27 protein-coding genes are annotated in these 25378 nt (G+C 36.9%); 7 read left to right on the forward strand and 20 right to left on the reverse strand.

The window, feature by feature from the left end; genetic code table 11:
* Positions 1-238: 238 nt before the first annotated feature.
* The 9 genes from B2Z27_RS16915 to cobA all read right to left on the reverse strand — a co-directional run bounded on the left by B2Z27_RS16915 (position 239) and on the right by cobA (position 10025).
* Positions 239-913 carry a response regulator transcription factor gene (locus B2Z27_RS16915; RefSeq protein WP_286814543.1) on the reverse strand — a complete coding sequence of 225 codons (675 nt, stop codon included), beginning with the start codon at positions 911-913 and terminating at the stop codon, positions 239-241.
* A gap of 111 nt (positions 914-1024) precedes the next feature.
* Positions 1025-2305 carry an alginate export family protein gene (locus B2Z27_RS16920; protein WP_286814544.1) on the reverse strand — a complete coding sequence of 427 codons (1281 nt, stop codon included), beginning with the start codon at positions 2303-2305 and terminating at the stop codon, positions 1025-1027.
* Between the two features lie 35 nt (positions 2306-2340).
* Positions 2341-3165 carry an ABC transporter ATP-binding protein gene (locus B2Z27_RS16925; protein ID WP_058104638.1) on the reverse strand — a complete coding sequence of 275 codons (825 nt, stop codon included), beginning with the start codon at positions 3163-3165 and terminating at the stop codon, positions 2341-2343.
* 11 nt (positions 3166-3176) lie between these two features.
* A complete protein-coding gene (locus tag B2Z27_RS16930) occupies positions 3177-4016 on the reverse strand; it encodes an ABC transporter ATP-binding protein (protein ID WP_058104637.1) in 840 nt (279 codons plus the stop codon).
* 17 nt (positions 4017-4033) lie between these two features.
* The gene (locus B2Z27_RS16935; protein WP_286814545.1) at positions 4034-5134 is read right to left on the reverse strand and encodes an ABC transporter permease; all 1101 of its coding nucleotides are present in this window, start codon (positions 5132-5134) and stop codon (positions 4034-4036) included.
* Between the two features lie 33 nt (positions 5135-5167).
* On the reverse strand, positions 5168-6556 hold the full coding sequence (locus B2Z27_RS16940) for a CmpA/NrtA family ABC transporter substrate-binding protein (RefSeq protein ID WP_286814547.1): 1389 nt from the start codon (positions 6554-6556) through the stop codon (positions 5168-5170).
* A 250-nt stretch (positions 6557-6806) separates the two neighbouring features.
* Positions 6807-7565: a Crp/Fnr family transcriptional regulator gene (locus B2Z27_RS16945; protein WP_286814548.1), complete on the reverse strand. Its 759-nt coding sequence runs from the start codon at positions 7563-7565 to the stop codon at positions 6807-6809.
* A 12-nt stretch (positions 7566-7577) separates the two neighbouring features.
* A complete protein-coding gene (locus B2Z27_RS16950; RefSeq protein ID WP_286814549.1) occupies positions 7578-9005 on the reverse strand; it encodes a NarK family nitrate/nitrite MFS transporter in 1428 nt (475 codons plus the stop codon).
* A 246-nt stretch (positions 9006-9251) separates the two neighbouring features.
* A complete protein-coding gene (cobA, locus tag B2Z27_RS16955; RefSeq protein ID WP_286814550.1) occupies positions 9252-10025 on the reverse strand; it encodes a uroporphyrinogen-III C-methyltransferase in 774 nt (257 codons plus the stop codon).
* Positions 10026-10148: 123 nt separating this feature from the next.
* Here cobA and nirB point away from each other — a divergent pair, with 123 nt between their 5' ends.
* The 5 genes from nirB (at position 10149) to B2Z27_RS16980 (ending at position 16193) form a co-directional block, all read left to right on the forward strand.
* The gene (gene nirB, locus B2Z27_RS16960) at positions 10149-12665 is read left to right on the forward strand and encodes a nitrite reductase large subunit NirB (RefSeq protein WP_286814551.1); all 2517 of its coding nucleotides are present in this window, start codon (positions 10149-10151) and stop codon (positions 12663-12665) included.
* Between the two features lie 91 nt (positions 12666-12756).
* A complete protein-coding gene (nirD, locus tag B2Z27_RS16965) occupies positions 12757-13137 on the forward strand; it encodes a nitrite reductase small subunit NirD (RefSeq protein ID WP_058104632.1) in 381 nt (126 codons plus the stop codon).
* Between the two features lie 21 nt (positions 13138-13158).
* Entirely contained in the window at positions 13159-13749 is a 591-nt protein-coding gene (locus tag B2Z27_RS16970; RefSeq protein WP_286814552.1) for a DUF4202 domain-containing protein, read from the forward strand.
* Positions 13750-13771: 22 nt separating this feature from the next.
* Positions 13772-15622: an ATP-binding protein gene (locus B2Z27_RS16975; protein WP_286814553.1), complete on the forward strand. Its 1851-nt coding sequence runs from the start codon at positions 13772-13774 to the stop codon at positions 15620-15622.
* The gene (locus tag B2Z27_RS16980; RefSeq protein WP_058104629.1) at positions 15609-16193 is read left to right on the forward strand and encodes a precorrin-2 dehydrogenase/sirohydrochlorin ferrochelatase family protein; all 585 of its coding nucleotides are present in this window, start codon (positions 15609-15611) and stop codon (positions 16191-16193) included. Before B2Z27_RS16975 ends, B2Z27_RS16980 begins: the two co-directional genes overlap by 14 nt.
* 2 nt (positions 16194-16195) lie before the next feature.
* Here B2Z27_RS16980 and B2Z27_RS16985 read toward each other — a convergent pair whose 3' ends face one another.
* Entirely contained in the window at positions 16196-16750 is a 555-nt protein-coding gene (locus B2Z27_RS16985; protein WP_058104628.1) for a hypothetical protein, read from the reverse strand.
* A gap of 191 nt (positions 16751-16941) precedes the next feature.
* Here B2Z27_RS16985 and B2Z27_RS16990 point away from each other — a divergent pair, with 191 nt between their 5' ends.
* Entirely contained in the window at positions 16942-17994 is a 1053-nt protein-coding gene (locus B2Z27_RS16990; protein WP_286814554.1) for a phosphotransferase enzyme family protein, read from the forward strand.
* On the opposite strand, the gene B2Z27_RS16995 is transcribed toward B2Z27_RS16990, so the two are convergent.
* The 4 genes from B2Z27_RS16995 to B2Z27_RS17010 all read right to left on the reverse strand — a co-directional run bounded on the left by B2Z27_RS16995 (position 17975) and on the right by B2Z27_RS17010 (position 21648).
* Positions 17975-18700 carry a TVP38/TMEM64 family protein gene (locus tag B2Z27_RS16995; RefSeq protein ID WP_286814555.1) on the reverse strand — a complete coding sequence of 242 codons (726 nt, stop codon included), beginning with the start codon at positions 18698-18700 and terminating at the stop codon, positions 17975-17977. The two genes, B2Z27_RS16990 and B2Z27_RS16995, sit on opposite strands and share 20 nt — an antisense overlap.
* Positions 18701-18704: 4 nt before the next feature.
* Positions 18705-19589, reverse strand: a complete 885-nt coding sequence (locus B2Z27_RS17000; RefSeq protein ID WP_286814556.1) for an SdiA-regulated domain-containing protein — start codon at positions 19587-19589, stop codon at positions 18705-18707.
* A gap of 94 nt (positions 19590-19683) precedes the next feature.
* Positions 19684-20958 carry a histidine kinase dimerization/phospho-acceptor domain-containing protein gene (locus tag B2Z27_RS17005; protein ID WP_286814557.1) on the reverse strand — a complete coding sequence of 425 codons (1275 nt, stop codon included), beginning with the start codon at positions 20956-20958 and terminating at the stop codon, positions 19684-19686.
* Between the two features lie 12 nt (positions 20959-20970).
* Complete coding sequence (locus B2Z27_RS17010) at positions 20971-21648, reverse strand: response regulator transcription factor (RefSeq protein WP_286814558.1); 678 nt, start codon at positions 21646-21648, stop codon at positions 20971-20973.
* A gap of 160 nt (positions 21649-21808) precedes the next feature.
* Here B2Z27_RS17010 and B2Z27_RS17015 point away from each other — a divergent pair, with 160 nt between their 5' ends.
* Positions 21809-22255, forward strand: coding sequence for a PepSY-like domain-containing protein (locus B2Z27_RS17015; RefSeq protein WP_286814559.1), 447 nt, complete (start codon positions 21809-21811; stop codon positions 22253-22255).
* 68 nt (positions 22256-22323) lie between these two features.
* Here B2Z27_RS17015 and B2Z27_RS17020 read toward each other — a convergent pair whose 3' ends face one another.
* The 6 genes from B2Z27_RS17020 to B2Z27_RS17045 all read right to left on the reverse strand — a co-directional run bounded on the left by B2Z27_RS17020 (position 22324) and on the right by B2Z27_RS17045 (position 25232).
* Positions 22324-22890 carry a TlpA family protein disulfide reductase gene (locus tag B2Z27_RS17020; RefSeq protein ID WP_286814560.1) on the reverse strand — a complete coding sequence of 189 codons (567 nt, stop codon included), beginning with the start codon at positions 22888-22890 and terminating at the stop codon, positions 22324-22326.
* A 108-nt stretch (positions 22891-22998) separates the two neighbouring features.
* Positions 22999-23187: a hypothetical protein gene (locus B2Z27_RS17025; protein ID WP_286814561.1), complete on the reverse strand. Its 189-nt coding sequence runs from the start codon at positions 23185-23187 to the stop codon at positions 22999-23001.
* A 106-nt stretch (positions 23188-23293) separates the two neighbouring features.
* Positions 23294-23536: a hypothetical protein gene (locus B2Z27_RS17030; protein WP_286814562.1), complete on the reverse strand. Its 243-nt coding sequence runs from the start codon at positions 23534-23536 to the stop codon at positions 23294-23296.
* Positions 23537-23577: 41 nt separating this feature from the next.
* Entirely contained in the window at positions 23578-23847 is a 270-nt protein-coding gene (locus B2Z27_RS17035; protein ID WP_074670753.1) for a hypothetical protein, read from the reverse strand.
* Between the two features lie 8 nt (positions 23848-23855).
* The gene (locus B2Z27_RS17040) at positions 23856-24032 is read right to left on the reverse strand and encodes a hypothetical protein (protein WP_156894545.1); all 177 of its coding nucleotides are present in this window, start codon (positions 24030-24032) and stop codon (positions 23856-23858) included.
* A gap of 438 nt (positions 24033-24470) precedes the next feature.
* On the reverse strand, positions 24471-25232 hold the full coding sequence (locus B2Z27_RS17045; RefSeq protein WP_286814563.1) for a hypothetical protein: 762 nt from the start codon (positions 25230-25232) through the stop codon (positions 24471-24473).
* Between the last annotated feature and the right edge of the window lie 146 nt (positions 25233-25378).

A 25378-nucleotide genomic window follows, 5' to 3' on the forward strand; every position in this document is an offset into this window, starting at 1 on the left:
AAATTATAAAAAGTACGTATAAATACGTACTTTTTTATGATAAATGTTTTGCCTAAAAACTAGTGATTCAAAATTAAAACGGACAAATACTGAGAATAAGTCAAAGAATAGCATTCTAGAGCTAATACCCGTTAAAGTATTAAACCTCAGCTCTATTTGAAAAAGAGTTGTTTATCATCATATCCGTTTTAGGCTACAGCTCCCTTTTGTAGCACAACAACCTCAAATACAAACGATATTAAATTAAATTATACTTCTGCGATTTTTTAGAAAGATCAATGAGGTTTTTTACATCCATCTTACGCATTAAATTAAAACGATGCGTTTCAATAGTACGCTTACTGTTCTGAAGCTTTTCGGAAATTTGCTGATTGGTTAAGCCAGAGAGTACCAACTCTAACACTTTTAATTCTTTATTGGTAAGATCAAAAACATTTTCACCTGTCTTTTTTAGTGTTTCTTCTTTTTTTACAATTTCATTTTTACCACCCAAAAGATTGTTTACCAACACATTACTAATATCTCCACTAAAATATTTACCACCTTCCCTAACGGTATGTATAGCTTTAATGAACTCTGATTTATCAGTATCTTTCAATAAATAACCATTGGCTCCAGAGCTAATGGATTTCAAGATATACTCTTCAGAATCATGCATTGACAAGATTATAGTTTTCACCGAAGATTTGCTTTGCGTCAATTCTGCAACGGCATCAATACCGTTCATAACGGGCATTCTAATATCAATGATCAAAATATCGGGATTTACTTCCCCTACCAAATCAATGGCCTCTTTACCGTTAGACGCTTCACCGATTACTTGTAGATCAGACTCTGTTTCCAATAAAGAACGTATACCGTCCCTTACCAAAGCGTGATCATCTGCCAATACTATTCTTGTTATTTCACTCAAAATATAGGTAATTATACGTATGCCGCTAAATTACATATAATTTTAAAAAAATACGGTCTATACAAAAAGTGCTGTATAGACCGTAAAACCAAACTAATTTAAGTTCTAATATTATTCTTTTTTGGTATTCAAAAATTGAGGCTTGATGGTTAACTGTACCCATGCCCAATTTTGGCTACTGGCAGCTAGATCTTCTGTAATTCCCTTAAGTTCATACATACCATCTGCAGCGAACATTTGAGAGTACCCGATTGCCAAACCGTAGCCTTTGAATTTTTTCGCAAATACTAAATCAATTTCAGTACCCAATGATTTCTCGCCACTTGGTAATTCTTGCTCGCCACTAAAGTTCAACACCTTTACCAATAGGCTAGACTGCTTGCCTAAATCGAATTTTGCACTCGCATGAATATCAAAAAGACCTACAGAATTGGCATGGTTACCCACGTAGAAATAATCCATAAATCCGTTGAACTTATGGTTGGTACCGTACAATGGAAAAAATGCCTCAGTTTTGTCCGTAGTATCCGCTTTATTACCACTGATTACTTCTGTACCAATACCCAACGCTACTTTATCACTTGCTTTATAACCCAATTCCAAACCTAATAAATAGGCACTAGATTTTACTTCGTTTTGTCTTTCTCCCGTTTGTAAAAACAAGTTGGCATTAGCATTGAACTTTCCTTGCTTAAAATTTAAGTGTGTACCTATTGTTTGCAAATTGCTTACACCGTCTGCAGCGTCTGTTTCATCAAAATTTTGAAAGCCATTGTTCAAGGCTAACAAACTTGCAGAAAAACCGTCCCATTGTTGTTTTGCATATACATATTGCATGGTCTTATAGGTAAAAAATCCTGCTGTATTATATGCCGTACCTACAGACTGAAAACCTGTGGGGTTGTCAAAATCTTGACTAAAGGCTAAACCTATGTCCAAGATAAATTTATCTTTCTTGTACTTTAATAGTCCGGCATCATGGTTTCTTCCTTGCTGTGCCCAATCTAACCCGCCAAATATTCGTTGGTCATCATAAGATATCACTTGACGGCCCAATTTAGTGGACCACCCTTTTCCTAAATTAATATTTGCCCATGCTTCAAATACGGCAAAAGAATCGTTTTGATCATCTGGTAGAATTTGTCTGTTCTCACCCCAAACCATTACATCTTGTAGGCTTAGATAAAACTGATATGCCTCAGATTCATACTTGGCATTTAAACGTGCACGTGTAGAAATGGCGAATCCGGCATCTGCCGCATCTGGTATTAAACTACCAAAGCCATGTCTGTATTCCGTTCTTGGTCTAAACTGACCATCTAGTGTAAATTGTGCATATATGGCGTTAGCCGTTAGTAATAATAGGGTGATGATTAAGTATTGTTTTTTCATAATTTTTCTAATTAAAATTTTGAGTTAGTTAATGGTTAGTGTTCAAGAAAATCTATTAAGTGTTTTCTGTAGGTATAATAATCGTCGCTTTCCAATACAGATTTGCGAGTTCGTGGCCGTTCAAAGTCAATGGAGAGTATATCCCCAATTTTTGCCCTAGGCCCACTGGTCATCATAATAACACGATCAGCTAAAAAAATGGCCTCATCCACATCATGGGTAATCATGACCGCCGTAATTTTCTCCTTGTTCCAAATTTCTATGAGAATATCTTGCAACTCTCCCCTGGTCAACGAGTCTAGCATTCCAAAAGGTTCGTCTAACAACAATACTTTTGGTTTAATGGCAAAGGCTCTTGCAATACCTACACGTTGTTGCATGCCTTGAGATAGTTCTGATGCTTTTTTATGAAAGGCATTCTCAAGACCTACTTTGTGTAAATAGTATTTGGCAATGTCTTCTCGCTGCCCTTTGGTGGCTTGAGGAAAAACCTGGTTGACCCCTAATAAGACATTCTGAAGTGCGGTCATCCAAGGCATTAAGCTTGGAGATTGAAAAATAACCCCCCTATCTGGACCCGGACCTTTTACCGGATTTCCCAGAACTGAAATATTACCGCCAGAGATAGGATTAAGACCTGCTATCATGGAAAGCATGGTTGTTTTTCCACATCCTGAATGCCCAATAATGGTTACGAATTCTTCTTTTAAGATCTGTAAATTCAAATCTTCAAGAACTACGTAGTCCCCTTTTGGCGTAGGGTACACTTTTTTTAAGTCGGCCAAATCTAGCATTACCTTGGATGGGTAGATAATGCCGTTCTCTGAATATACTTCGTTAGATTGTTCTATTGTATTCATTTTCCAATTCTTTAAGCGACAAAACTTTTTGGTGTAAGCTCTGGCAATTTATACTCTACATTAGATACCGTTTTTCTCTCTTCGCCTATATCCATTAGATATTCTATAATGGCATTTCTAGTTTTCTTGTAAACAGGATTGTCATTCATGGCCGTTTTATCCCTTGGCCTTTCTATATCTATTTTAAACTCCGGACCCAAAGTGGCGTTTGGTCCCGGCTTAAGAGGTATTATTCTATCTGCCATGTAAATACCTTCATCAACATCATTGGTAATCAATAATGCCGTACGCTTGTCCTGGCTCCAAATATTCAAGATCTCATCTTGCAGATTACCTCTGGTCAAAGCATCTAAAGCTCCTAAGGGTTCATCCATAATGATCATCTCAGGGTTCATGGCCAAGGCACGTGCAACCGCTACCCTTTGGCGCATTCCTCCAGAAAGCTCTTTAGGTCTTTTATTGATTGCGGGACTAAGACTTACCATTGCCACATACTCCTTTACCCTTTTCATTAAATCTGCTTTACTTTCTTTTGGAAAAGCTTCTTTTACCGCCATGTAAATATTTTGCCCAACAGTTAACCATGGCAATAGCGAATAGTTTTGAAAAATAACTCCACGTTCATGGCTGGTATCGGTTACGGGTTTTCCTTTAAAAAGTACTTCGCCACTTGTTGGCTGTAATAAGCCGTTGATCAAATTTACCAAGGTGGTCTTACCGCTACCCGTAAACCCTACAATGGCAACAAATTCTCCTTCATCCATGGTAAGGTTAATGTTAGACAGTACTTCTGTACTTCCATCTCCTTCACCATAGGTTTTGTATATATTATTTAGTTCTAAGTATGCCATGCTCTTCTTTTTATAAATTATGCCATCTCGTTTTTGTTGAAAGAAACCATGTTCTGTACGGTCAACATCAACCTATCCAATAAAAACCCAATGATACCTATGACAAACATGGCCACAATGATTTTTGAATTGGAGTCGTTGGCACCATTCTGGAATTCCTCCCAAACGAAAAGACCTAAACCTTGACTTTGTGCAAGCAATTCAATGGCGATCAAAACCATCCAAGCAACAGAAAGGGTAATTCTTAGACCTGTAAAAATTAAGGGTAACGAAGATGGCAGTATTACTTTGAATACTTTTTGAAACGTGCCTAACTTCAATACTTTGGCTACATTGATATAATCTTTATCTACCGATGATACCCCCATTGCCGTATTGACCAAAGTTGCCCACATGGCACATAGCCCAACACTGATAAAAGAAATAACAAAGGCATTATCTGAACTATCGCCTATGTACAACGTTTTTACGATCATAAAAACCAATAAGTACCATACTACGGGCGATACTGGTTTAAAAACTTGGATGAACCAGTTGAACGCACTACGTAAAGACGGACTAAGACCTATTATGATACCTATGGGCACAGCAATCAACAATGCCAATAGAAAACCTGCAAATACCGTTTTAATACTTGTAAGTACTATATCTATAAATGACGCTCTACCCGTATAAACAATAGGATCTTTGCCCTGAGCAATTAATTTTTCATTGGTAGACGACAATTTTTCCGCAAAGGCAGCCTTGTCCGCTTTTATAACTTGGTGATCTGCGACCAAAGATTTTAAAGATGCCCAAACCTGTGTAGGTGATGGTAGGGTGTTGGGCTGGCAACTACTGTCACCCGACTCTATACAAGCTCGCTCTGCCGCTGCAGCTTCTTCACCCCGTTCTTGCAACGCTTTTTCTACCTTGTAATCTGCCTCTTTGTTGTAAAGGGCTTTAGATCCCATATGCCATAAACCTATAAACAATAAGATGGATAGAAGTGTTATCCCAGCATTCTTCATAGATTTTATAATGCCATCCTTTTTTACACTTGGTGTAAGTTTTAAAAGTACCTGCTTAAAACTTGCAGACATGCTTTTTTCGTTTTTTAAGACCATTTCTTGCTCCATAATAATTTGTTTAAAGTCAATGAATAAATGTGCTTACTTTTTGTCTTTGTTACCTATAGAAAAACTATTGATATACCCAATTGGATCTTTGGCATCATAGGTTGTACCGTCTATAAAATCTGCCGTAGGTGCTTTGTATCCATCTGTTGCAGGTATATCCGTTGCAGGTATTTGACCTTCGGCAACCAAAAGATCCGCAGCCTTTTTCCAAATGTCAGGTCTGTAGATATCCTTAATAGTACTAGCGTACCAGTCTGTAGTTTTAGCTTCTGGAATTTGTCCCCATCTACGCATTTGAGTTAAGAACCAAATACCATCAGAATAGAATGGGTATGTTGCGTTGTACTTATAGAATACATTGAAATCTGGCATTTCGCGCTTGTCTCCTTTTTCGAATTCAAAAGTACCGGTCATAGAATTTGCCAATACTTCTTTTGGTGCACCTACATATTGAGACATAGAAAGAATCTCAACCGCTTCTGCTCTATTAGAAGGCTCATCTAACCATTTACCCGCTCTGATCAATGCTTTTGTAACCGCAATTGCCGTGTTAGGGTTCTGCTCTACAAACTGCTTGGTCATTACAAATACTTTCTCAGGATTATTCTTCCAAATGTCATAGTTGGTAGTAACCGGAACACCAATACCTTTAAATACCGCTTGTTGATTCCATGGCTCACCTACACAGTATCCGTAAATAGTACCGGACTCCAATGTAGCCGGCATTTGCGGCGGAGGTGTAACAGAAAGTAAAACCTCGGCATCTATTTGCCCTTGTACATTATCCGCAGTATACATACCTGGGTGAATACCTGCTGCAGCCAACCAATAACGCAATTCGTAATTGTGGGTAGATACCGGGAAAACCATTCCCATTTTAAAAGGTTTCCCTTCATTTTTATAAGAAGTAATTACAGGTTTTAATGCATCTGCCTTAATAGGATGAATTGGCTTACCATCTGAATCTGCAGGTACATTTGGTTTCATTTTTGACCAAACATCATTAGATACCGTAATTCCATTTCCATTTAAATCCATAGAGAACGGAGTAACCAATTCTGCTTGTCTACCAAAACCTGCCCCTGCAGCAATTGGTTGGCCTGCCAACATATGCGAACCATCTAATTGACCGTCAATAACACGGTCCAATACATTTTTCCAGTTAGATTGTGCTTCTACCGAAACAAAAAGTCCTTCCTCTTCAAAAAAGCCCTTTTCTTTTGCAATGGCCAATGGTGCCATATCGGTCAATTTTATAAAACCAAAAGTTAATTGTGGCTTTTCAATATCCAGCATTTTTGTTTTTGAGGTTACAGCTTCTTCAGAAACCGCTTCGGTTTTCTTACTTTTTGTATCTCCACAAGCGGTAAACACCAAAGCGAGGGAAAGGGTTAAAATAGATGAAGTAAAAATGTTTTTCATAATCATATCATTTAGTTTTCTACGTATTAATACTTATTGAAGCAAATATATACGTATCCTATACTTTTGTTAATGCTATTAGGTATGTTTAAACCTCTTTTTACACCATATAATTAACCCTGTAAAACACATATCCTTTACTGCGAAAAAGCAGTTTTTATCCAATAACAACCTATTTATCAGCAGTATATAAATACTGAGAACATTGAGAATAACTACGTAAGTATGTGTGATTAGATAGTACGTACTATTAACTATCCAAATAGAAATTGTGCTCTGAAATTTCTTTTTTAAGTAATGCTATATCAGCAATACCAATTCTTTTGCCTTTGGTAATCAATAAGCCCTCTTTTTTAAGAATAGAGAACATTCTTATGACCTGCTCTTCGGTAGTACCCGCATAATCTGCATATTCCCTCCTACTTAATAAAAGTGAAGAATACCCATTTACCTGTCCAAATTTGCGGTCAATATATAATAGTGTGTCTATAACCCGTTCACGAACCGTCATTTGAGATAAGGATTTTACCCTTATTTCACTACGATTAAGTTCATTGGCATAAAACAACATAAAATCATACGTAAGACCAGGTGTTTCCCTTAATGATTCTTGAAGTAACTCTTTTGAGAAATAACATAAGGTGCAATCTACCAAAGCAATGGCACTAATTGGATAAGTCTCTTCTGTGCCAAAACCTCTATGCCCAATGATTTCACCTGGAGATGCAAAACGAACAATTTGTTCTTTACCATGTAGACCGGTCCTTAAAACTTTGACCTTACCACTTAAAAGAAAGAAGAGTCCGGTTACCGAAGCTCCTTCCATAATAAATTGCTGTCCTTTTTTACACTTTATTTCTTTTCTTGCCTTTACAAGTTTGCCAATACTAGAAGTATGAATGTTCTTTTGAATAAGACAATTTTCATTGGAGCATAATCCACAGGCACTATCTAGCAGCTCCGATGAATCGGAAATACGCGTTGATATATGATTAGCACCTGCTCGCATAACTACATGAATTTAGATACTACTTGGCGATAAATTGATAACGGACTTATCTGCCTTTTGTAATTCTTCCTTAACTAGTTTTTCATCTTCGACGGAGAATTTAATGGCCAGCGTAACAAGTGCCGTGACTATAACAAAGCCACCTATAAGTAAATACCCACTTGAAACAGCCCCCGATGCCGCAGCAGATTGAGCGGCCTTCATTGCTTCTTCACCTAAATTAGCGTTAGCAGCCAAGGCATTGGTTTCTGCCAAAGCGGATTTTGATTTTAATAATAATGCCGCCAAAAAAGCACCTACATTACCACCTGCACCAACAATACCAGAGATAGAACCAATAGCTTTTTTATTTATAAAAGGCACTACCGAAAACGTTGCCCCTTCTGCCATTTGTACCGTTAAACTAAAGGCAATTAAAAATACAATTCCCATGGCAAAGCTTGTTGCCATTGAAAAAACGGAGAGCATAACTCCTTCTAAAGCCAATATGACCGTTAAGAAAAGTACCCTACCGCGCAAGCCTTTTAATCTACCGAAACGATCTCCGAAAAAGCCGCCCAAGGTTCGGGCAAATATATTCATCAGGGCAAAAGAAAGTACCAAGTTACCCGCAGTGGACCGTGTTAACCCAAACGTGTTTTGCAAATAATCATCCATGGTACCATACACCGTAAGTTCCATTCCAAAAGATGCTGCGTATACAATGAAAAGAATCCACACCCTATAATCTTTTAAAACACTTAAAAACGATTCCTCATCTTTTTTTAGCTTCGGCATTTTACCTGCCTCCTTTAATTCCTTAAAATTACCTTCTGGTGTGTCTTGGGTAAAGAAATAATATACAAGCCCCATTAGCATGGCAATGATACCTGCAATGATCATTGAATATCTCCATGCAATTTCATCGGCAACCCCAAAGCTTACCACTGCAGCAGCAATTAATGGCATACCTAAACGGTTGGCACCACCACCCAAATTACCCCATCCGGCAGAAGTTGCATTTGCGGTACCAACAATATTGGGTGCAAACATGATAGATGTATGAAACTGGGTGATTACGAATGAAGCACCTATAAAACCAATAAACAATCTGCAAATTAAAAATTGAAGCGGCGTTTGCACAAAACCGATAAGGATTACAGGAATGGCACCTAGTATCAATAAATAGGTATAACATAACCTAGGACCATATTTATCACAAAGCTTTCCTATTAATAGTCTAGCGAAAACGGTTCCTGTAACCGCCAATATAATTGAGTTCCATTTTTGATCGGGAGTCAACCCTAAATCTTTAACAACATCCGGCATGAAGGGCACAATACCGAACCATGCAAAAAAGCAAATGAAAAATGCAATTGAAGTTATCCAAAAAGTACGAATGGGTAAACTCTTTATATTCGTTAAATTTAAGGTGGTGGACTTTTTAGATTGATTTTCCATAATATAGCAGATTGCGTTATTGAATGCATACAAACCTACTATAAATAATACGTAATTATACGTAGTTTTTAATATAATTTTAAATTACTACGTATTTTTGAGGAATTAAGGAAATGAGCCTGTTACAATTATTCGATTCTAAATTAAATGCTCAAAAAAATTGAAATAGTGTAATTTCTACCACTAAAATGCCTTGCCGTTTACCTTTTATTAGACTACTATAAAGGTGAAATCTCCTTTATTTGATTAAATAGCATGGTGTAGAATACGCTGTACTTCTTCTTCAAAAAATGATGGATGATCAGCTACCACGTCTCCAATGACAATAATGCCCGGTTTGGTAACATCAACCTCCCCTATACTATTGTTCAATGTATCTAAAGTAGCTACATAACATTTTTCATGTTGGGTAGTTCCGTTTTGAATTACCGCAATAGGCGTCATTGAACCCCTATATTTACTAACTTCTTTCACTATTTCATTAAGTTTTCTAATGCCCATTAAAACAACCATAGTGGTAGAAGATTTTGCTGCATATTGCAAATCTTGCGAAAACGTACCATCTCTTTTTGTTGCCGTCATTACCCAAAAACTACTACTTATTCCTCTTTTGGTCATCGGTATACCTTGACCAGATGGTACAGCTATAGCACTGGAAATTCCAGGAACTACACTAACAGGTATGCCAAATGACTCTACATATTCTATTTCCTCATTTGCCCTGCCAAATACAAAAGGATCGCCACCTTTTAAACGTACCACATGACCGTATTCAAAGGCATATTTTACTATTAATTCATTGATTTCATCTTGGGAATGCGAATGTTGACCACATCTTTTACCCGTAAATATCTTAGGTATATCAGTACGTATTTCAGATAATAGATCATCACTGATCAATGCATCGTACAAAATAATATCGGCTTGGTTCAAAACCTTCAAACCCCTTATAGTTATTAGGTCTTTAGCTCCTGGACCCGCACCTACTAAACTTACTTTTGCCGTTTTTTCTAATTCCATCTTCATAGTATTTAGCATTATTAATTATCGATTCTTCAACAAGAATACGTAATTATTTTCATAAAATCAGTATTTATATACGTATTTATACGTAATATTGCTAAGTAGCTAAACAATATGGGTATGAAAACAATAATTGTTGTCGGTAACGGAATGGTAGGATACAAATTCTGTGAAAAATTTGCCGCAAGGGAAGAAAGCAAACATTTTAAACTAATTGTTTTTGGTGAAGAACCACGCGCAGCCTATGATAGGGTTCACTTAAGCGAATTCTTTGAAAATAGAGATGCCAAAGCTCTAGAAATGGCTCCCTTGGAATGGTACGCGGACAATGATATAGAATTAGTGGTCAATGAAAGGGTCACCGATATCCACAGAAGTAAAAAGACTATTACTACCGCCAGTGAAAAAGAATTTAAATATGACTACCTGGTATTGGCTACGGGTTCTGCTCCATTTGTTCCTCCAATACAAGGCGTAGAGAAAAAAGGTGTCTTTGTTTATAGAACCATAGAAGACCTAGAGGCAATGCTAGCATATGCCGAAGAAATTAAAAAAGCTAAACCTAACGGTAAAGCGGCTATTCTTGGTGGTGGACTACTTGGTCTTGAGGCAGGAAAAGCTGTCATGGACATGGGGCTAGAACCGCATGTGGTTGAATTTGCTCCAAAATTAATGCCTAGACAACTAGATTCCAGAAGTAGTAACGTACTACAATTAACATTGGAATCCATAGGTATTGCCATACATACTGGAAAAGCTACCAATAGTATTATGGGTAACGGCGCCATAACGGGTATGGACTTTGGCGAAGACGATAAACTAGATGTAGATATGTTGGTCATTTCCGCCGGTATACGTCCAAGAGATGAATTGGGCAAAACCTGTAATCTAGAAATGGGCGTTCGTGGCGGTATTGTGGTCAACGATAAAATGCAAACCTCTGACCCAACTATATTTGCCATTGGTGAAGTAGCGCTATACAACCAAATGATCTACGGTTTAGTGGCACCGGGTTATGAAATGGCCGAGGTGGCCGTAAATCAAATTCTTGAGCAAAACGAGGTTGTCATGAAACCGGAAATAGATATGTCTACCAAACTGAAATTAATAGGTGTTGATGTTGCCAGTTTCGGTATTCCTTATATGCCTGCGGAAAAGGGACTTTCCATCATCTACGAGAACAAAACAAAGGGTATCTATAAAAGAATAAATGTAAGCCATGACGGTAAAACCCTTTTAGGGGGAATTATGGTGGGCGATGCTGAAGATTATAGCATTTTACACCAAATGTACTTGAACAATATGCCGCTGCCCGATAACGCTGAAGAACTGATCGTTGGTTCTAGAGGTGAAGGCGGCTCTGCTTTTGGTAGTGCCATGGACCTGCCCGATACAGCAGTTATTTGTTCTTGTGAAGCGGTTACCAAAGGCCAAGTTTGCTGTTCTGTATTAGAAGATGGCAATGAAACCATGAAAGATGTAGCCAAAGCCACAAAGGCAACAACAGGTTGTGGCGGGTGTAAACCTATGGTGGCAGACTTAATCAAGGAGAGCTTAAAGACTTTAGGGAAAACGGTAAAAGAACGCTTGTGCGAACATTTTGATTATTCTCGCCAAGAGCTTTTTGATCTTGCCAAATTAAAAGGAATTACTGATTATGATACCCTATTAGATGAAGTAGGTACCGGGCATGGTTGCGAGGTGTGTAAGCCGGCAGTTGCCGCAATATTTGCTAGTCTATATAATGAAACCGCCAACAGGCAAGAAACCATACAGGATAGTAATGACCGTTATTTGGCCAATATACAACGTAACGGTACCTACTCTGTTGTACCTAGGGTTGCTGGCGGAGAGATTACACCTAAACAATTAATGGCCATTGGAAGAATAGCTCAAAAATATGACCTCTACACCAAAATTACAGGTGGCCAGCGCATAGATATGTTTGGGGCAAAACTGCACGAATTACCTCCTATTTGGGAAGAATTGATTGCCGAAGGATTTGAAACGGGCCAAGCTTATGGAAAATCTTTACGTACGGTAAAAAGTTGTGTGGGATCCACATGGTGCCGCTATGGTATGGATGAAAGCGTAAGTTTTGCTATTGAAATAGAACACCGATACAAAGGCATACGATCACCTCATAAATTTAAAGGTGGCGTTTCGGGTTGTATTCGTGAATGTGCAGAAGCAAGGGGCAAAGACTTCGGATTTATTGCCGTTGAAGGCGGATGGAATGTTTATGTAGGCGGTAATGGCGGTGCTACGCCTAAACATGCCCTTTTACTTGCTGAAAAAGTTGACAAGGAAACCGCCATCAAATACGTAGATCGTTTTATTATGTTCTACATAAAAACAGCGCAACCTTTACAAAGAACCGCACCTTGGTTAGAGAAATTAGAAGGTGGTATTACCTATTTACAAAACGTTGTTATCAACGACTCTTTGGGCATTGTTGATGAATTGGATGCCGAAATGCAAGCCTTGGTAGATTCTTATGTATGTGAATGGAAAGAAGCGGTAGAAACTCCAGAAATAAGAGAGCGCTATACACACTTTGTCAATTCTGAAGAAACGGATAACAATATTGAATTTGTGTCTTTAAGAGAACAAAAAATGCCAAAGGAGTGGGCGTAACGGTTGATGGTTGACAGTTGTTGGTTATTTATAAACCATTATTGCAATCATCTAAGTGTAGAAATTTATTAAAAATCAAAAAAACGAAATTATGTCTTTATCTGTTTTGAATACGTATGCAAGTGTAGCTGCCAGTGATGTTAAGGTTTGGTTCAAAGCCGCGCCAATTTCCAAATTTCCTAAGAATGGCGGAGCTTGTATCAAATATAAGGACAAACAGATCGCCGTATTCAATTTTACAAGAGAAGGTACTTGGTACGCCTGCCAAAATCTTTGTCCTCATAAAATGGAAATGGTACTTTCCAGAGGTATGATCGGTGAAGAAAATATGGAAGCTAAAGTGGCCTGCCCACTTCACAAGAATACATTTTCCTTAAAAACCGGAGAAAATTTAAACGGGACTTTAGATCCCATTGCTACATATCCTGTAAAAATAGAGTCGGACTTTGTGTATGTTGGCTTTTCTGAATAGCTTTGAGTAAATAAAAGACTTATGGCGACCACAGATAAATTACTACTAGCATTTCAACAATTTGACGAAGCCAATAAGCAAGATCCAAATACAGAAGTTTTTGAAGGTACTACCTACCCAAAAGAAGTATTGTACGGTATACGCATGACAGAAAGACTAAATGCCTTTGACCCCAATGCATCTGAAGCATTACGCCTAACCGCAAGATGTCAACATATCTGTAGATGGGAAATTCCTAGAGAGTCTTACGAGATGAACCGTGAAGGGTATTTGAGATGGAGACAAGAATTAAAAAAGTTCCATGCCACAAAAGCCGCTTCTATTTTAGAAGATATAGGCTATGACAAGGAAACCATTGACAATGTCAAATTTCTTTTACAAAAAAAACAACTAAAGAAAAACGAAGAAACCCAAACTTTGGAAGATGTTATTTGTTTGGTCTTTTTAGAGTTCTATTTTGAACCCTTTGCCCATAAACACCCAGAGGACAAAACTATTGATATTCTTCAAAAAACATGGAGAAAAATGTCAACCAAGGGTCAAGAAGCAGCTCTAGAACTTCCCCTTTCTAAATTCTCTTTAGACTTAATTACCAAGGCCCTAAACGCCTAGTTTAATATACGATTGCTTTTTTATGGACCATAACGAGCGTAACATACCATTGGACACCGCTACGTTTATACGTATACGAAAATGGTACCTATTGGCATTGGCAGCTATTGCGCTTACGGTAATCATTGCCCAAGTACTTATTCAACTACATTTAAAGGCACAATCTGGCGATTCTCAACTTATAAACATTGCCGGTAGGCAACGTGCCTTTAGTCAAAAATTGACTAAAGAGACTTTGCTATTAAAAGCACTGAACAACCCTGAGGAGAAAAAATTAGTGCTATCGGAAATTGCAAAAACCCTAGAAATTTGGAAAGTTTCCCATATGGGCCTTCATTTAGGCGATGCCTCCTTTAACCTACCTTATGAAGATGACCCCAAAGTACAATCATTGTTCAAAAAACTTGATCCGCATCATAATGCCATGGTCAATGCCATAGAACATGTACTATTTACCCATCAACAAAATATTAATGCACCGGTAGAGCAAGCAGATTTAGATACCTTATTAAATAATGAGCGGCAGTTTTTAAACCTCATGGACCAAATTGTTAATGAGTATGATGCACGTAGTAACGAACAGCTTCAAAAATTAAAACGAAAAGAATATTGGCTACTTGCTTTTTCGCTATTGATTCTTCTGCTCGAAATCTTTGTTATTTTCAGGCCCTTATCCATTCAAATTAAAAATACCATTGGCCATTTAATAGGAAAAGATGCGGAGTCTAAAAATCAGCTCGAAAAAATACAAAGCCTCTATGACGAAAAGGAACGCTCGTTAAAAGAACTACAAGAACTGAATTTCGTAATTGACAATGCTGCCCTTTTTGCAAGTATCAGAAAAGACGGTAGCATTGTATTCATCAGTAAAAAATTTCTTGACCTATTAGGGCACACGAACACCCCGATAAACAAGCCGATTTCAGAAATTCTAACGGTAGAAGAGGGTCAGCAATCGTATCTAAAAGAGGTTCTAAAAATCAACAGAAAAAATATCATTAGAAAAGAGGAGTTGCAGGTAGTGACCACTAAAGGCACAACCATATGGTTGGACATGTCTATTGTTCCCATGCACCATTCTACTCTAGAACAGGATATTTTAATTCTATGTTCAGATATCACAGAACGAAAAGAAAACCAGCTAAAAGTACAAGAATTGACCCAGCAGAATTTTGAGGAGCGTATGCAACAGAAAAAACTGCAGGCAAGTCAAATCGTAGAGGGACAAGAAGAAGAACGCAAACGTATTGCTAAAGATATTCATGATGGTATTGGACAAATGTTGACCGCTTTAAAGTTCAATATTGAGTCCATTGATACTGAGGATAAGACCAAGACGAAAGAAAAAATCGCCTATTTAAAGGCACTGACATCAGATTTAATTAAAGGGGTGAGAACCGCTACTTTTAACCTTACCCCACCTGAACTTGGTGATCATGGTATTTTTCCCGCATTACAGAAAATGACTGCCGAACTGTCTAAATTGACCGGTAAGACCATTCTCTTCAAAAATAAGACAGATGCCAACATCAGATTTGATTCTTTGGCAGAAACCAACATTTATAGAGTAACACAAGAAGCGGTGAACAATGCTATAAAGTATGCGGAATCTAATTATATTTTGGTTACCTTAAATTACTCTTATCCTATATTAAGTGTGGTTATTGATGATGATGGAAAAGGTTTTGATGACACCTTATTGGCTCAATTACCAAAGAACAACAGTGAAGGTGGCATGGGGCTTTTCTTTATGAAAGAACGTATAGATTATATCAACGGACGCCTTTTTATAAATTCAGAAATAGGTAGGGGCACACGTGTTACCATCAATTACAAAACAGAAGAAAACAAAATTTCATATGGAACGGAATGAGCTATATCCCATATTTTTAAAAGTATCTAACCTGCATATCTTAATAATTGGCGGTGGCAATGTGGCTCTAGAGAAACTCACTTTTCTTCTAAAGTCTAGCCCTAATGCACAAGTAGAAATGGTGGCACCTATGTTTAGGGACGAAACCATTGAACTTGCCAATAAATTCAATATTAAGATGCATAATGCTACTTACGATGCATCATTTTTAAAAGGAAAACACATTGCCATTGCCACTACCGATAACGTACCCGTAAATGAACAGGTATATCATGATTGTAGAGAAAGGCAAATTTTAGTGAATGTTGCGGACAACCCACCATACTGTGATTTTTACATGGGCGGTATTGTTACCAAAGGGAATGTGAAAGTGGCGATTTCAACAAACGGTAAATCCCCAACCACGGCCAAAAGGCTACGACAGTTTTTTGAAGATGTTATACCGGAAAATATTGATGACCTGGTTAAAAACCTCAACGAATTTAGAAAAACCATAAAGGGCGATTTTGAAGAAAAAGTTGAAACCCTAAATGAATTTACCAAAGGTCTGGTCAACAAAAAAGAGAAGTAAAATTACTTCTCTAAACTTGCGTGATCCTGATCATGGCTACAACTGTAATGTGCATTATCCGCAGCGTAAACAGAAGCATCTGCAGACTCTTGCGCCTCTTTTATTAAGCGTTGCGCAATGCGCATATGATATTGTAAATTTCCTAGGTTACGCGCTTTTGCGGCACTCTTTACATTTTCAAAAGCTTCTGCAGAAAAGTCTCTCGTATCTATAGCATGCTTTTCAGCATCTATGGTATAGCTAATGGCTTCTGCCAAACCGCAACTTTCAGAATCGTATTGCGCTTCAGATGCTAAAATTACGGCCTCATCCGCAGCGTTCACCGCTTGTCCCATTAAAAGCATTACAGTTTTAGTGTTCTTTCTTGCTTTGGTCAAAGAAGCATCAAAAGCGGCAATTTCCGCAGAAGTACTGAGCGAATCTGAAAGCTGACTCACTTGTTGCATATAATGCTGTACATCGCTAATTTCACTCTTAAAAACTTCACATTGGGCGTGTACATAGGTAGAAGTAATACATAATACAGCCACCTTTAAACAGGTTTTAATCTTGTTCATTCTTGGGGGAATTATAATTGGTTATGATAGTAACTACATTATTTTCAAAATCGTATTATTATTAGGCCAACTGCATAAATTAAAGAATATTCTTACTAAATGTTCGCGCCTAATCATCAAACAAGTATATTTATTATACCGCAAAAGCCCCTTTTTCTATAACTTTAAATGCTTAAACTTGTTTCATATAAATGACTTCGGCATCTATCAAAAAAATACTGGTTGAATTCAACCTCAACGGAAATTCTACCCAGTGGACACCGCTAAATAACGGACTTATCAATGACACTTATTTAGTGAAAGAAGATAATGATGAGCAGTATATCCTTCAGAAAATCAACACACAGGTATTTAAAAATGCCGGTATATTAATGGCAAATATTCAATTTACATTGCCCATTCTAAATGCTGATGACTATGAACAAATAACTTTTCTAAAAACGAGAAGCGACAAAAATTATCTTGTTCAAAACGATGAGTTTTGGCGAATGATGACCTTTATTCCCAACAGTACTACGTATAATACCACAACCAACCCAACTACCGCATTTGAGGCAGGCCGTATTATTGGTAAGTTTCATCAACTATTACAACATATTGATACAACTCTTATTGAAGACACGTTGCCAAATTTTCATAAACTGTCTCACAGAAAAGATGAGTTTAAACAAGCCTTGCAAAATGCTACCAAAGAAAAGCTTAATGTTGCCGATAAAGCTATTAAAAAAGCACAGCATTTTATAACCGAGCTTGCCCATTTGAATACAGGTAGCCTACCCATTAGAGTTTGCCATAATGATACAAAGCTTAATAATATTCTCTTCTCAAAAACATCTGAAAAAGCATTGTGCCTAATTGATTTGGACACTATAATGCAGGGATTTTTCTTTTATGATTTTGGTGATGCCATTAGAACCATTGTCAATACTGCTGCAGAAGATGAGCAAGATCATAGCTTAATTATATTTAACGAAGCATTGTTTACTTCCTTCGTAGACGGCCTGGCATCCAACGGACCCTTTTTATCATCAGCCGAAAAGGAAAGTCTTCCGCTTGGTGCTGTATTTATGCCCTTTATTCATGGCTTACGGGCGTTGACCGACTATTTGAACAACAATACATATTACAAAGTCAGCTACGAAAATCAGAATTTAGACCGTTGTCTTAGTCTCTTTAATTTTGCGGAAAAAGCACTGGACCGTAAACACTATATGGCTAAGTACATTAAGAATGCTCTTGGCTAAGTTTCTTGCTTTTTGGTTTTTTCTTTTTATCATACCAAATGTAAGCTATAAAACACAGCAAGCTCACTAATGAACCCCATAGCAACCCCATTTTTAAGTTGTCTATATTTTTACCAAAAACGGCTATGAATATGGTCAATGGCAATATACCTGCCAACGTTGCCCCCATGAACCTCCAGTACCCCATACTTAAAACTCCACCAACAAAACTTATGGCATCATTTGATAAAAAGGGATTCAACCTGGTAATAATTACGGCCCAAAACCCATAGTCATCTAAAAATGATGCTACTTTTTTTTCAGATTTCTTTCCTATAATTTTCTTCACGAATGCATCGCCAAAATAACTACCTATAAAGTAACCTACCGTAGAAGCGGCAAATACGGAAACAATTATGATTACACTGCCCCAAACGGGACCATAGGCCAATACCGAAACAACCATTAGCAAAATACTGGGCACTACCAAAAGAAACAGTTGGGCTACCATGGCCAACACCAGTACTACCGGACCAAACCATCCAAATCCAGATACCCATTGCTGAATGCGCTCTTCATTATCACTTGTTAAAACAGACCATGCTTCATTTAAAAAATCTTGTACACTGGGCACTACAAAATAAGCTATTACCAACGCCACCAAAATACCTATAGAGATATATAATGGTAGCTTACTTTTAGATGTATCGGCTTCTTTGTTTGGCATATAATTAAAGCAACAATTTTAATTTTGTGATGGTGCCCACACCATCTTTTTTTCCTTCACTTGAGATATACAGGTCTCCATCTGGGCTAAAAGTAATGCCTTCTGGTTGCGGAAATATTTTCTTGCTTAAACTATACCCATTCTTAGCCACTCCGTTTTTATCCAATATCAACAGTTTGGGTTTAGCCCCTTCTAGCATGTATATTTCTTTTGTTTGCGGATGAATTGCAATATCAGATGGTCTAAAATTATTATAAATCTTTTTCTCCCTAAAGTGTTTTAATACCTCATCATCCATATCTAGTTGCATTACAGGATCATAACCCATAGTGAACTCCTTTAATGAAAAGGCATAAACACCTTTTGTATTATCAGTATCTATATCACGGTCTTTGGGGATCATCAATAGTTGATTTGCGGATAAATCTAACCAAAGACTTTCCATGTTGTTCTTTTCATTAAACCTGGTTTTATACTCGGTAACCTTTCTATCCTTATGTTGAAAATTCTCAATAATGGTTATTGTACCATCACTTTCAAGCGCATAGGCATTGTTTCCTTTTACGGCAAGGCCTTCATAATCACCTGCGTTGCCAAATTCAATTTCCTCTACTACTTTTCTCTGCTCAAGATCATAGATATAAATAATACCGTCTTCATCTTGTATTGCAGCTATTTGATGTTCACTTACCCATGAAATACCTAAAACTTCCCGTAATTCTGCCGGCAACTCCCATCTTTCTGAAATTTCATATACTGCCTTATTAGCACTATCATAGGGTAACCAATCTCTAAAGTTCATAAAAAGGAAACCCATACCTAAAACAATGGCTGTAATGGTCCAAAATTTTACTTTAGCCATATTCAATGTTGCATTCTTAGTTGTCATAATTCCTTTATTTAAAACTATTTAGATAAAAATAGCCTTCAAATCTGTAAAGAAATAGGAACTAATGCGCTTTGATCCGTTTTTTATAAAATCCTTAACCCTTTACCTTAAATAGGATCATAAAATGGTGTTGCCGGCTATAGCTATACCTTAATTGTAGGTTGTATTTATCAGCTATAGCTTTACTAATGGCAAGACCCAACCCTGTAGAACGGCTATCTGCAGAAACCTTTTTAAATCGTGAAAATAATTCGCCGGAATCCAATGCTTTCTCTTTACCATAATTTTTGATGGTTACACTATTTTCATCAATTACAATGGCTATTTCCTTACCTTCTTCGCCATGGATTATGGCATTTTTAATGAGGTTGTTGACCATTATAATTGCCAAATCGGTATTCATGGTATACCGGATTTTGGCATTAGATATTACATTGACCTGCATGTTCTTATGGGTGGCAAAATCTAAAAAATCTGCCGCGACTTTCTCTATAAGTGCATTAAAATCAATATCCTCCTCTTCCAAATACTGACGGTTATCTATTTTAGACAGTAATAATAGCGACTTGTTCAGGCGTGTTAAACGGGTGAGGTTATCAAGAACTCCTCCTATTTCTTGGGTCTGATGCCCTGTAAGTTCATTTTTCTCCAGTAGTAGTTCTAGTTTATTCATTGCAATGGCCAACGGGGTCTGTAACTCATGTGCGGCATTTTCAATGAACTCCTTTTGTGCAATATAACTATCGCGAGATTTCTTGGTTAACTTTTCTACACTTTGGTTCAGTAAGTTAAACTCATCTATATCCGTGGGCTCTTGCTGAATAGGTTCATCCTTTTCAATTCTAAATCCTTTTAATTTATCAATTAAGGAGTAGAATGGTTTCCACACCTTTTTCAAGACCAAATTATTAAGAACCACAATACTCAATACCAACGCCAAATACAGCCCCACCAAATAAGTAAACAGGTTCTCTATTTGATCATCTTCTTCCACCATTGACGTTATAAGCTTGATCTTATAATAGGTGTCATCTTGCACAAAAGTACTTTCAAGCATTCTAATGGGCTCAAACTCATCTTCATTCTGCATGTACATTAAAGTATCGCGATAACTATCCTTATTGATGTCGTGACTAACTGCATCTACCCTTTTAATGGTATAGTTGTTTACCCCAAACTCCGTATCCTGCAATAAACTGGGATCTATTTTTACCGCATCAATAATAAGTTCTTTTTGGTTTTCCAAGCCATCATCTAAACTGTCGTACACCTCATCTATCATGGCAAAATAGAAGATAACCGCCCAAACGGAAATAAGAACTATGAGTAGTAAGGCAAAATATTTTGTGGTGTGGTTTAGAAGTTTCATAGTACCTGCTGCTTATAAGACCAGTAATTTATAACCCACACCATAAACCGCTTCAATTTCAATTGTGGCAGCTGCGTCTGACAGCTTTTTACGTAAATTCTTTATTTGCGAATAAATGAAGTCGAAACTATCGGTTTGGTCAATATGATCGCCCCAAACATGTTCTGCCAATGCGGTCTTGGTCACCAGCCTTGTTTTATTGGCTACCATATACCACAGTACATCATATTCCTTTCTGTTAAGTACTACTTCTTTTTCATTGATATGCACGCTTCTACTGTCTGGATCAATGTTTACATTACCGATTTCTATAAATTTATTACCGTCAAAAGTTCTTCGACGAACTATGGCGTTTACACGTGCATGTAACTCGGCCATATGAAAAGGTTTTGGCAAATAATCATCCGCTCCTAAATTAAGGCCCTTAATACGATCATCTAAAGAATCTTTTGCCGAAACAATGATTACACCATCATCCTTGCCAAGTTGTTTTACAAGTTTTAACAACTCCAGTCCGTTACCATCAGGCAAGGTGATATCCAACAAAATACAATCATAATCGTAAATGCCAATTTTAGATTTTGCCGTTTCATAATCAGAAGCCGTTTCTACAGTATACTGTTCACGCTCTAACGTTTGGCGCATATTCTGTAGCATTTGGGGTTCATCTTCTATAATTAGAATTTTCATGGCATCATTATTTGCATCAATAATATAAAAGAATTCTAGAAAGATATGGGAATAATGTTTCGGTACTAAATAGTTGTTAAAATTGAGCACATCAATTCCATTCCCAATTTCTTCTAGATTTGGTTCTTTTCTTTGAACTGAATTTAAAAATTATCTGATCATGAAGAATAGAAATATAATAACTGCAGCTTTTACATTACTTGGTGCATTCTCAATATTTGCGCAGGATATGAACCCTAGTAATGTACCTTCAAATTTAAAACAGAATTTTCAGAAAAGTTTTCCTCAGGCTACCGATGTGGAGTGGGAAATGGACGGACAGTCTTATAAAGTAGAATTCGATATGAATAGAAATGAACATGAAATATGGTACGCTACAGATGGTACTGCTACGAGAACGGAACAAGAATTGACCGAGGCAGAATTACCACAAACGATTAAAACGGCCATAAGCGGAAACTATGCCGGCTATAAAGTAGATTCCATTGAAAAAACTACGGTAAATGGAAATTCAACGTATGAAGTAGAACTTAAAAAAGGATGGAACAACGAAAAGGACGTTGTTTTCAATGAAGATGGAAAAGTACTTAGTGAAATGATTGATTGATGTTTCTTTGATTGGGAAATGTGGGAAAGGCCGGAATTCAGTTTTCGGCTTTTTTTTATTCTAAACTATTACTTTGCCAACAACACATTCAGCAAATTTCTCACTTTAGAACTGTTCCAATCCGCTGCACCGGTCTCCTTAATGATAATGGTACCTTGGGCATCAATGACATAATTGGTAGGTATACTGTTTTCTTGTAAAATTTCCGGAGCCTCCATTTGTGGAAAATAGATAGGTAGCTCATAGCCTTTCTTACGAACAAACCGCTGCACAATTTCTGGGGCTTCTTGTGTCAACAATAGAAAATTGACTTTGTCCCCGTAGTCTTTATACAACTCTTGAATTCCCGGTAATTCTGCAATACATGGCGGGCACCATGTTGCCCAATAACTAATGAAGGTAACCTTGCCTTCACCAACGGCAACATTTCTTGAAGCACCTTGCAAATCTGTAACCGCGTATTGAAATGGCGCCACTTGATCTTGGTCATTGGCGTCTTCTAAACTGGGCGACCAAACCGCTACTTTTAGTTTATTGACCGCTACTTGAATAGGTGTTCTGGTCTGTGGTATTAATAGCAAAACAATAAACACCACAAATATGATATCACTAATTTTGAACTTCCTCTTTTTCATATGGGGTGTGAGTCGAAAAACATAGTGCTTACTAACAGTGGAACGTAATTACCTCTTTGTATCAGATTAAATCAAAATAAGGTTAAAATTGTGCAAATTCTTAAGGAATTATCCTTTTATGCTTTCCTTAAGATACCCGTTAAATACCACACCAAATAGGGCAACCCAAATCAAACGGAAAATCCAGATATTCATGTCAATTCCAAAAAACTGACCTGTTTCACTGTTGCTAACAAAGCTATAGGCTATTTCAATTATTGCTATAACCATACCAATAATAAAAATTGCTTTTCTCATATTACTTTATTTATTGGCACCGCCAAAGGGTATACTACCCCGAGGCTTGCCTCGAATTTAATAGTTTGTTTCCTTTGAATGCCTCATGGGCTTGCCCTGAGGTGTTTTACAATCTGGAATCTAATTCCTTTTTAAAGGTATTCATATTCTTTACATTCAACGGAATAATTGCCGACAAGGCAAACGGAACTGCCAATAACGGAGTTAAGCCATCTTGTATAGAAACGTAGATAAAAAAGAGTAAAATTCCGGACAATACAATTGCCAAGAGCCATACCATAGTTTTGGCTGCTGTATGCTTTTTAAGCAGTTCCTCATTACTTAATTTAGCTAAGGCTTCTTTGGTCATTTCATTTCTTTTTTGGCAAGTCCATGATTTAGGTATAACCGCTATTCTTCAATATCGTCCTTGGACTTGTTGTATTTGGTAAACTCTACTTTTTTATCTTCCAATATTTTATAAAACCTACGGTGACTTATTTTAAGGTCTTTGGTAATTTGCGCCACCTTTTTAGTTTTCTTTTTGTAGTGTTTTATTTCTGCCGTAACGGCTTTATTGAAGTAGTATTTATGCAGGGCATCAACCACTTCTAACTCGGTCTTATTGCTATTGTTCGCCAGCTGATCTATTTCAGATTTAATTTGTTGTAAGCCTTTCATATCTTATCCTAATTTTCTGGCACTGGGTCAGAGAACCTTGATTTTAAATGCGCATACTTATCTAAATCCTCTAAAGAGTGGTTTCCGTAATCATTGACAATGTCAAATTTTACGTTATTGTTTGCCAAGAAAGTGGCTACTCTTTCTAGCTCTTCGGGGGAACCTTTAATTTCAATTTTTGCCATTGTTTACAAATGCATTTATTTTAGTGTTTGCCTAAATTTAGGAATATTCTTTTGAATTTGGGCATTGAAATACCTTACCCAACACATATACCTATTAAAGTTAATTGAAAAATTATTTATTACGCCAATGAATTGTCAATGCTAAACCTCTGCTATATGTACTTCTAGTAGCATTTTCTTTATTGAGGTAAAGGTGAAAAGATTATGCTAAAAAGTTTTTGTGCAATCAAAGGGTAAAAAAAGCCCATTAATAAAGAGCAACACTAATAGATTCTGGGGGAACTTTAGTATACTAATATTAAGGGCAGCCTCAATTTAACATTTAATTAGGAAATACAAAAATCAGATATAAATTCAATGGTATTTCATTACCAGAAATGATATAAAACAAAAAAAGCAGCCGATTAGGCTGCTTTTTAGTGTTTACAATTTATATTTTTATTCACCTAAGTACGTAAACGTAGTTACGTAAGTTTCATTCTCATCTGAATACTCAGATACTGTTGAAACCGTTGCAGTTGTAGGGTAATCACCGTCATAAGTATATGACATATTAATAGTGTACTCTATTTCACCTTCCTCATTTTTATATAGTACTTGTGACGGATTGTTGTTTGGGAACAATGCTTTGGCCCTTACAATTTCTTCTGCTTGTGGTGCTGCCGCAAAATTTAATCTAATTTGATCCATTACATCGATCAAACCTGCTGCTTCTGCAGTTTTATAAAAAGGATTTGGCTTATCATCATAAGAGATTTCAGCGGTGTAATACACTACTTCTTCTTCACCGGTCATGTAATCATAATCATATTCTATAAACTTGATCACTGATGGATTGCCATTTTCATCATATTGCTCTACTTGGCCAGTTTCAAAAGCATCATACGGTGATTCGTATAATTCTTCTACATTACCATTGTCTACATTACCGGAAACATTAGCTAAATTTCCATCTTCGTAAATGAAATTAGTGGTTTCTGTTCCATCAAAAATAGAATTCAACTGTAGCTCGCTATTATAAGAAAATATAATACTGCTGCTATCATCTGAATTTTCGACAGACGCTACATCTATTGAGCTTATTAGCTTTGTTTCTACTTTACCGTTTACTTCTTCAAACTCGTCTGAGGTAGAATCATCACAACTAAAGTTAAGGATTGCAACAGATGAAAATAGTAATAAGTGTTTAATTGATCTCATGCTTAAATTTTGATTTTATTTATTGTTAGGTCTATACTTAACCATTAGCCTTTAAAAATATTGTAATGTATTTATTACGGAAATCCGTAATAATTTAACGAGGTCAACTACCACGGTGTTTGTAGGAATAATTTGATTCGAAAAAA

It is taken from the genome of Maribacter sp. UBA3344, from assembly GCF_002362375.1.
GTDB lineage: Bacteria > Bacteroidota > Bacteroidia > Flavobacteriales > Flavobacteriaceae > Maribacter > Maribacter dokdonensis.

Coding starts and splice junctions, on each gene's coding strand:
- B2Z27_RS16920 (WP_286814544.1), bottom strand. CDS start 2,305: ATGAAAAAACAATACTTAATCATCACCCTATTATTACTAACGGCTAAC.
- B2Z27_RS16925 (WP_058104638.1), bottom strand. CDS start 3,165: ATGAATACAATAGAACAATCTAACGAAGTATATTCAGAGAACGGCATT.
- B2Z27_RS16930 (WP_058104637.1), bottom strand. CDS start 4,016: ATGGCATACTTAGAACTAAATAATATATACAAAACCTATGGTGAAGGA.
- B2Z27_RS16935 (WP_286814545.1), bottom strand. CDS start 5,134: ATGGAGCAAGAAATGGTCTTAAAAAACGAAAAAAGCATGTCTGCAAGT.
- B2Z27_RS16940 (WP_286814547.1), bottom strand. CDS start 6,556: ATGAAAAACATTTTTACTTCATCTATTTTAACCCTTTCCCTCGCTTTG.
- B2Z27_RS16945 (WP_286814548.1), bottom strand. CDS start 7,565: ATGCGAGCAGGTGCTAATCATATATCAACGCGTATTTCCGATTCATCG.
- B2Z27_RS16950 (WP_286814549.1), bottom strand. CDS start 9,005: ATGGAAAATCAATCTAAAAAGTCCACCACCTTAAATTTAACGAATATA.
- cobA (WP_286814550.1), bottom strand. CDS start 10,025: ATGGAATTAGAAAAAACGGCAAAAGTAAGTTTAGTAGGTGCGGGTCCA.
- nirB (WP_286814551.1), top strand. CDS start 10,149: ATGAAAACAATAATTGTTGTCGGTAACGGAATGGTAGGATACAAATTC.
- nirD (WP_058104632.1), top strand. CDS start 12,757: ATGTCTTTATCTGTTTTGAATACGTATGCAAGTGTAGCTGCCAGTGAT.
- B2Z27_RS16970 (WP_286814552.1), top strand. CDS start 13,159: ATGGCGACCACAGATAAATTACTACTAGCATTTCAACAATTTGACGAA.
- B2Z27_RS16975 (WP_286814553.1), top strand. CDS start 13,772: ATGGACCATAACGAGCGTAACATACCATTGGACACCGCTACGTTTATA.
- B2Z27_RS16980 (WP_058104629.1), top strand. CDS start 15,609: ATGGAACGGAATGAGCTATATCCCATATTTTTAAAAGTATCTAACCTG.
- B2Z27_RS16985 (WP_058104628.1), bottom strand. CDS start 16,750: ATGAACAAGATTAAAACCTGTTTAAAGGTGGCTGTATTATGTATTACT.
- B2Z27_RS16990 (WP_286814554.1), top strand. CDS start 16,942: ATGACTTCGGCATCTATCAAAAAAATACTGGTTGAATTCAACCTCAAC.
- B2Z27_RS16995 (WP_286814555.1), bottom strand. CDS start 18,700: ATGCCAAACAAAGAAGCCGATACATCTAAAAGTAAGCTACCATTATAT.
- B2Z27_RS17000 (WP_286814556.1), bottom strand. CDS start 19,589: ATGACAACTAAGAATGCAACATTGAATATGGCTAAAGTAAAATTTTGG.
- B2Z27_RS17005 (WP_286814557.1), bottom strand. CDS start 20,958: ATGAAACTTCTAAACCACACCACAAAATATTTTGCCTTACTACTCATA.
- B2Z27_RS17010 (WP_286814558.1), bottom strand. CDS start 21,648: ATGAAAATTCTAATTATAGAAGATGAACCCCAAATGCTACAGAATATG.
- B2Z27_RS17015 (WP_286814559.1), top strand. CDS start 21,809: ATGAAGAATAGAAATATAATAACTGCAGCTTTTACATTACTTGGTGCA.
- B2Z27_RS17020 (WP_286814560.1), bottom strand. CDS start 22,890: ATGAAAAAGAGGAAGTTCAAAATTAGTGATATCATATTTGTGGTGTTT.
- B2Z27_RS17025 (WP_286814561.1), bottom strand. CDS start 23,187: ATGAGAAAAGCAATTTTTATTATTGGTATGGTTATAGCAATAATTGAA.
- B2Z27_RS17030 (WP_286814562.1), bottom strand. CDS start 23,536: ATGACCAAAGAAGCCTTAGCTAAATTAAGTAATGAGGAACTGCTTAAA.
- B2Z27_RS17035 (WP_074670753.1), bottom strand. CDS start 23,847: ATGAAAGGCTTACAACAAATTAAATCTGAAATAGATCAGCTGGCGAAC.
- B2Z27_RS17040 (WP_156894545.1), bottom strand. CDS start 24,032: ATGGCAAAAATTGAAATTAAAGGTTCCCCCGAAGAGCTAGAAAGAGTA.
- B2Z27_RS17045 (WP_286814563.1), bottom strand. CDS start 25,232: ATGAGATCAATTAAACACTTATTACTATTTTCATCTGTTGCAATCCTT.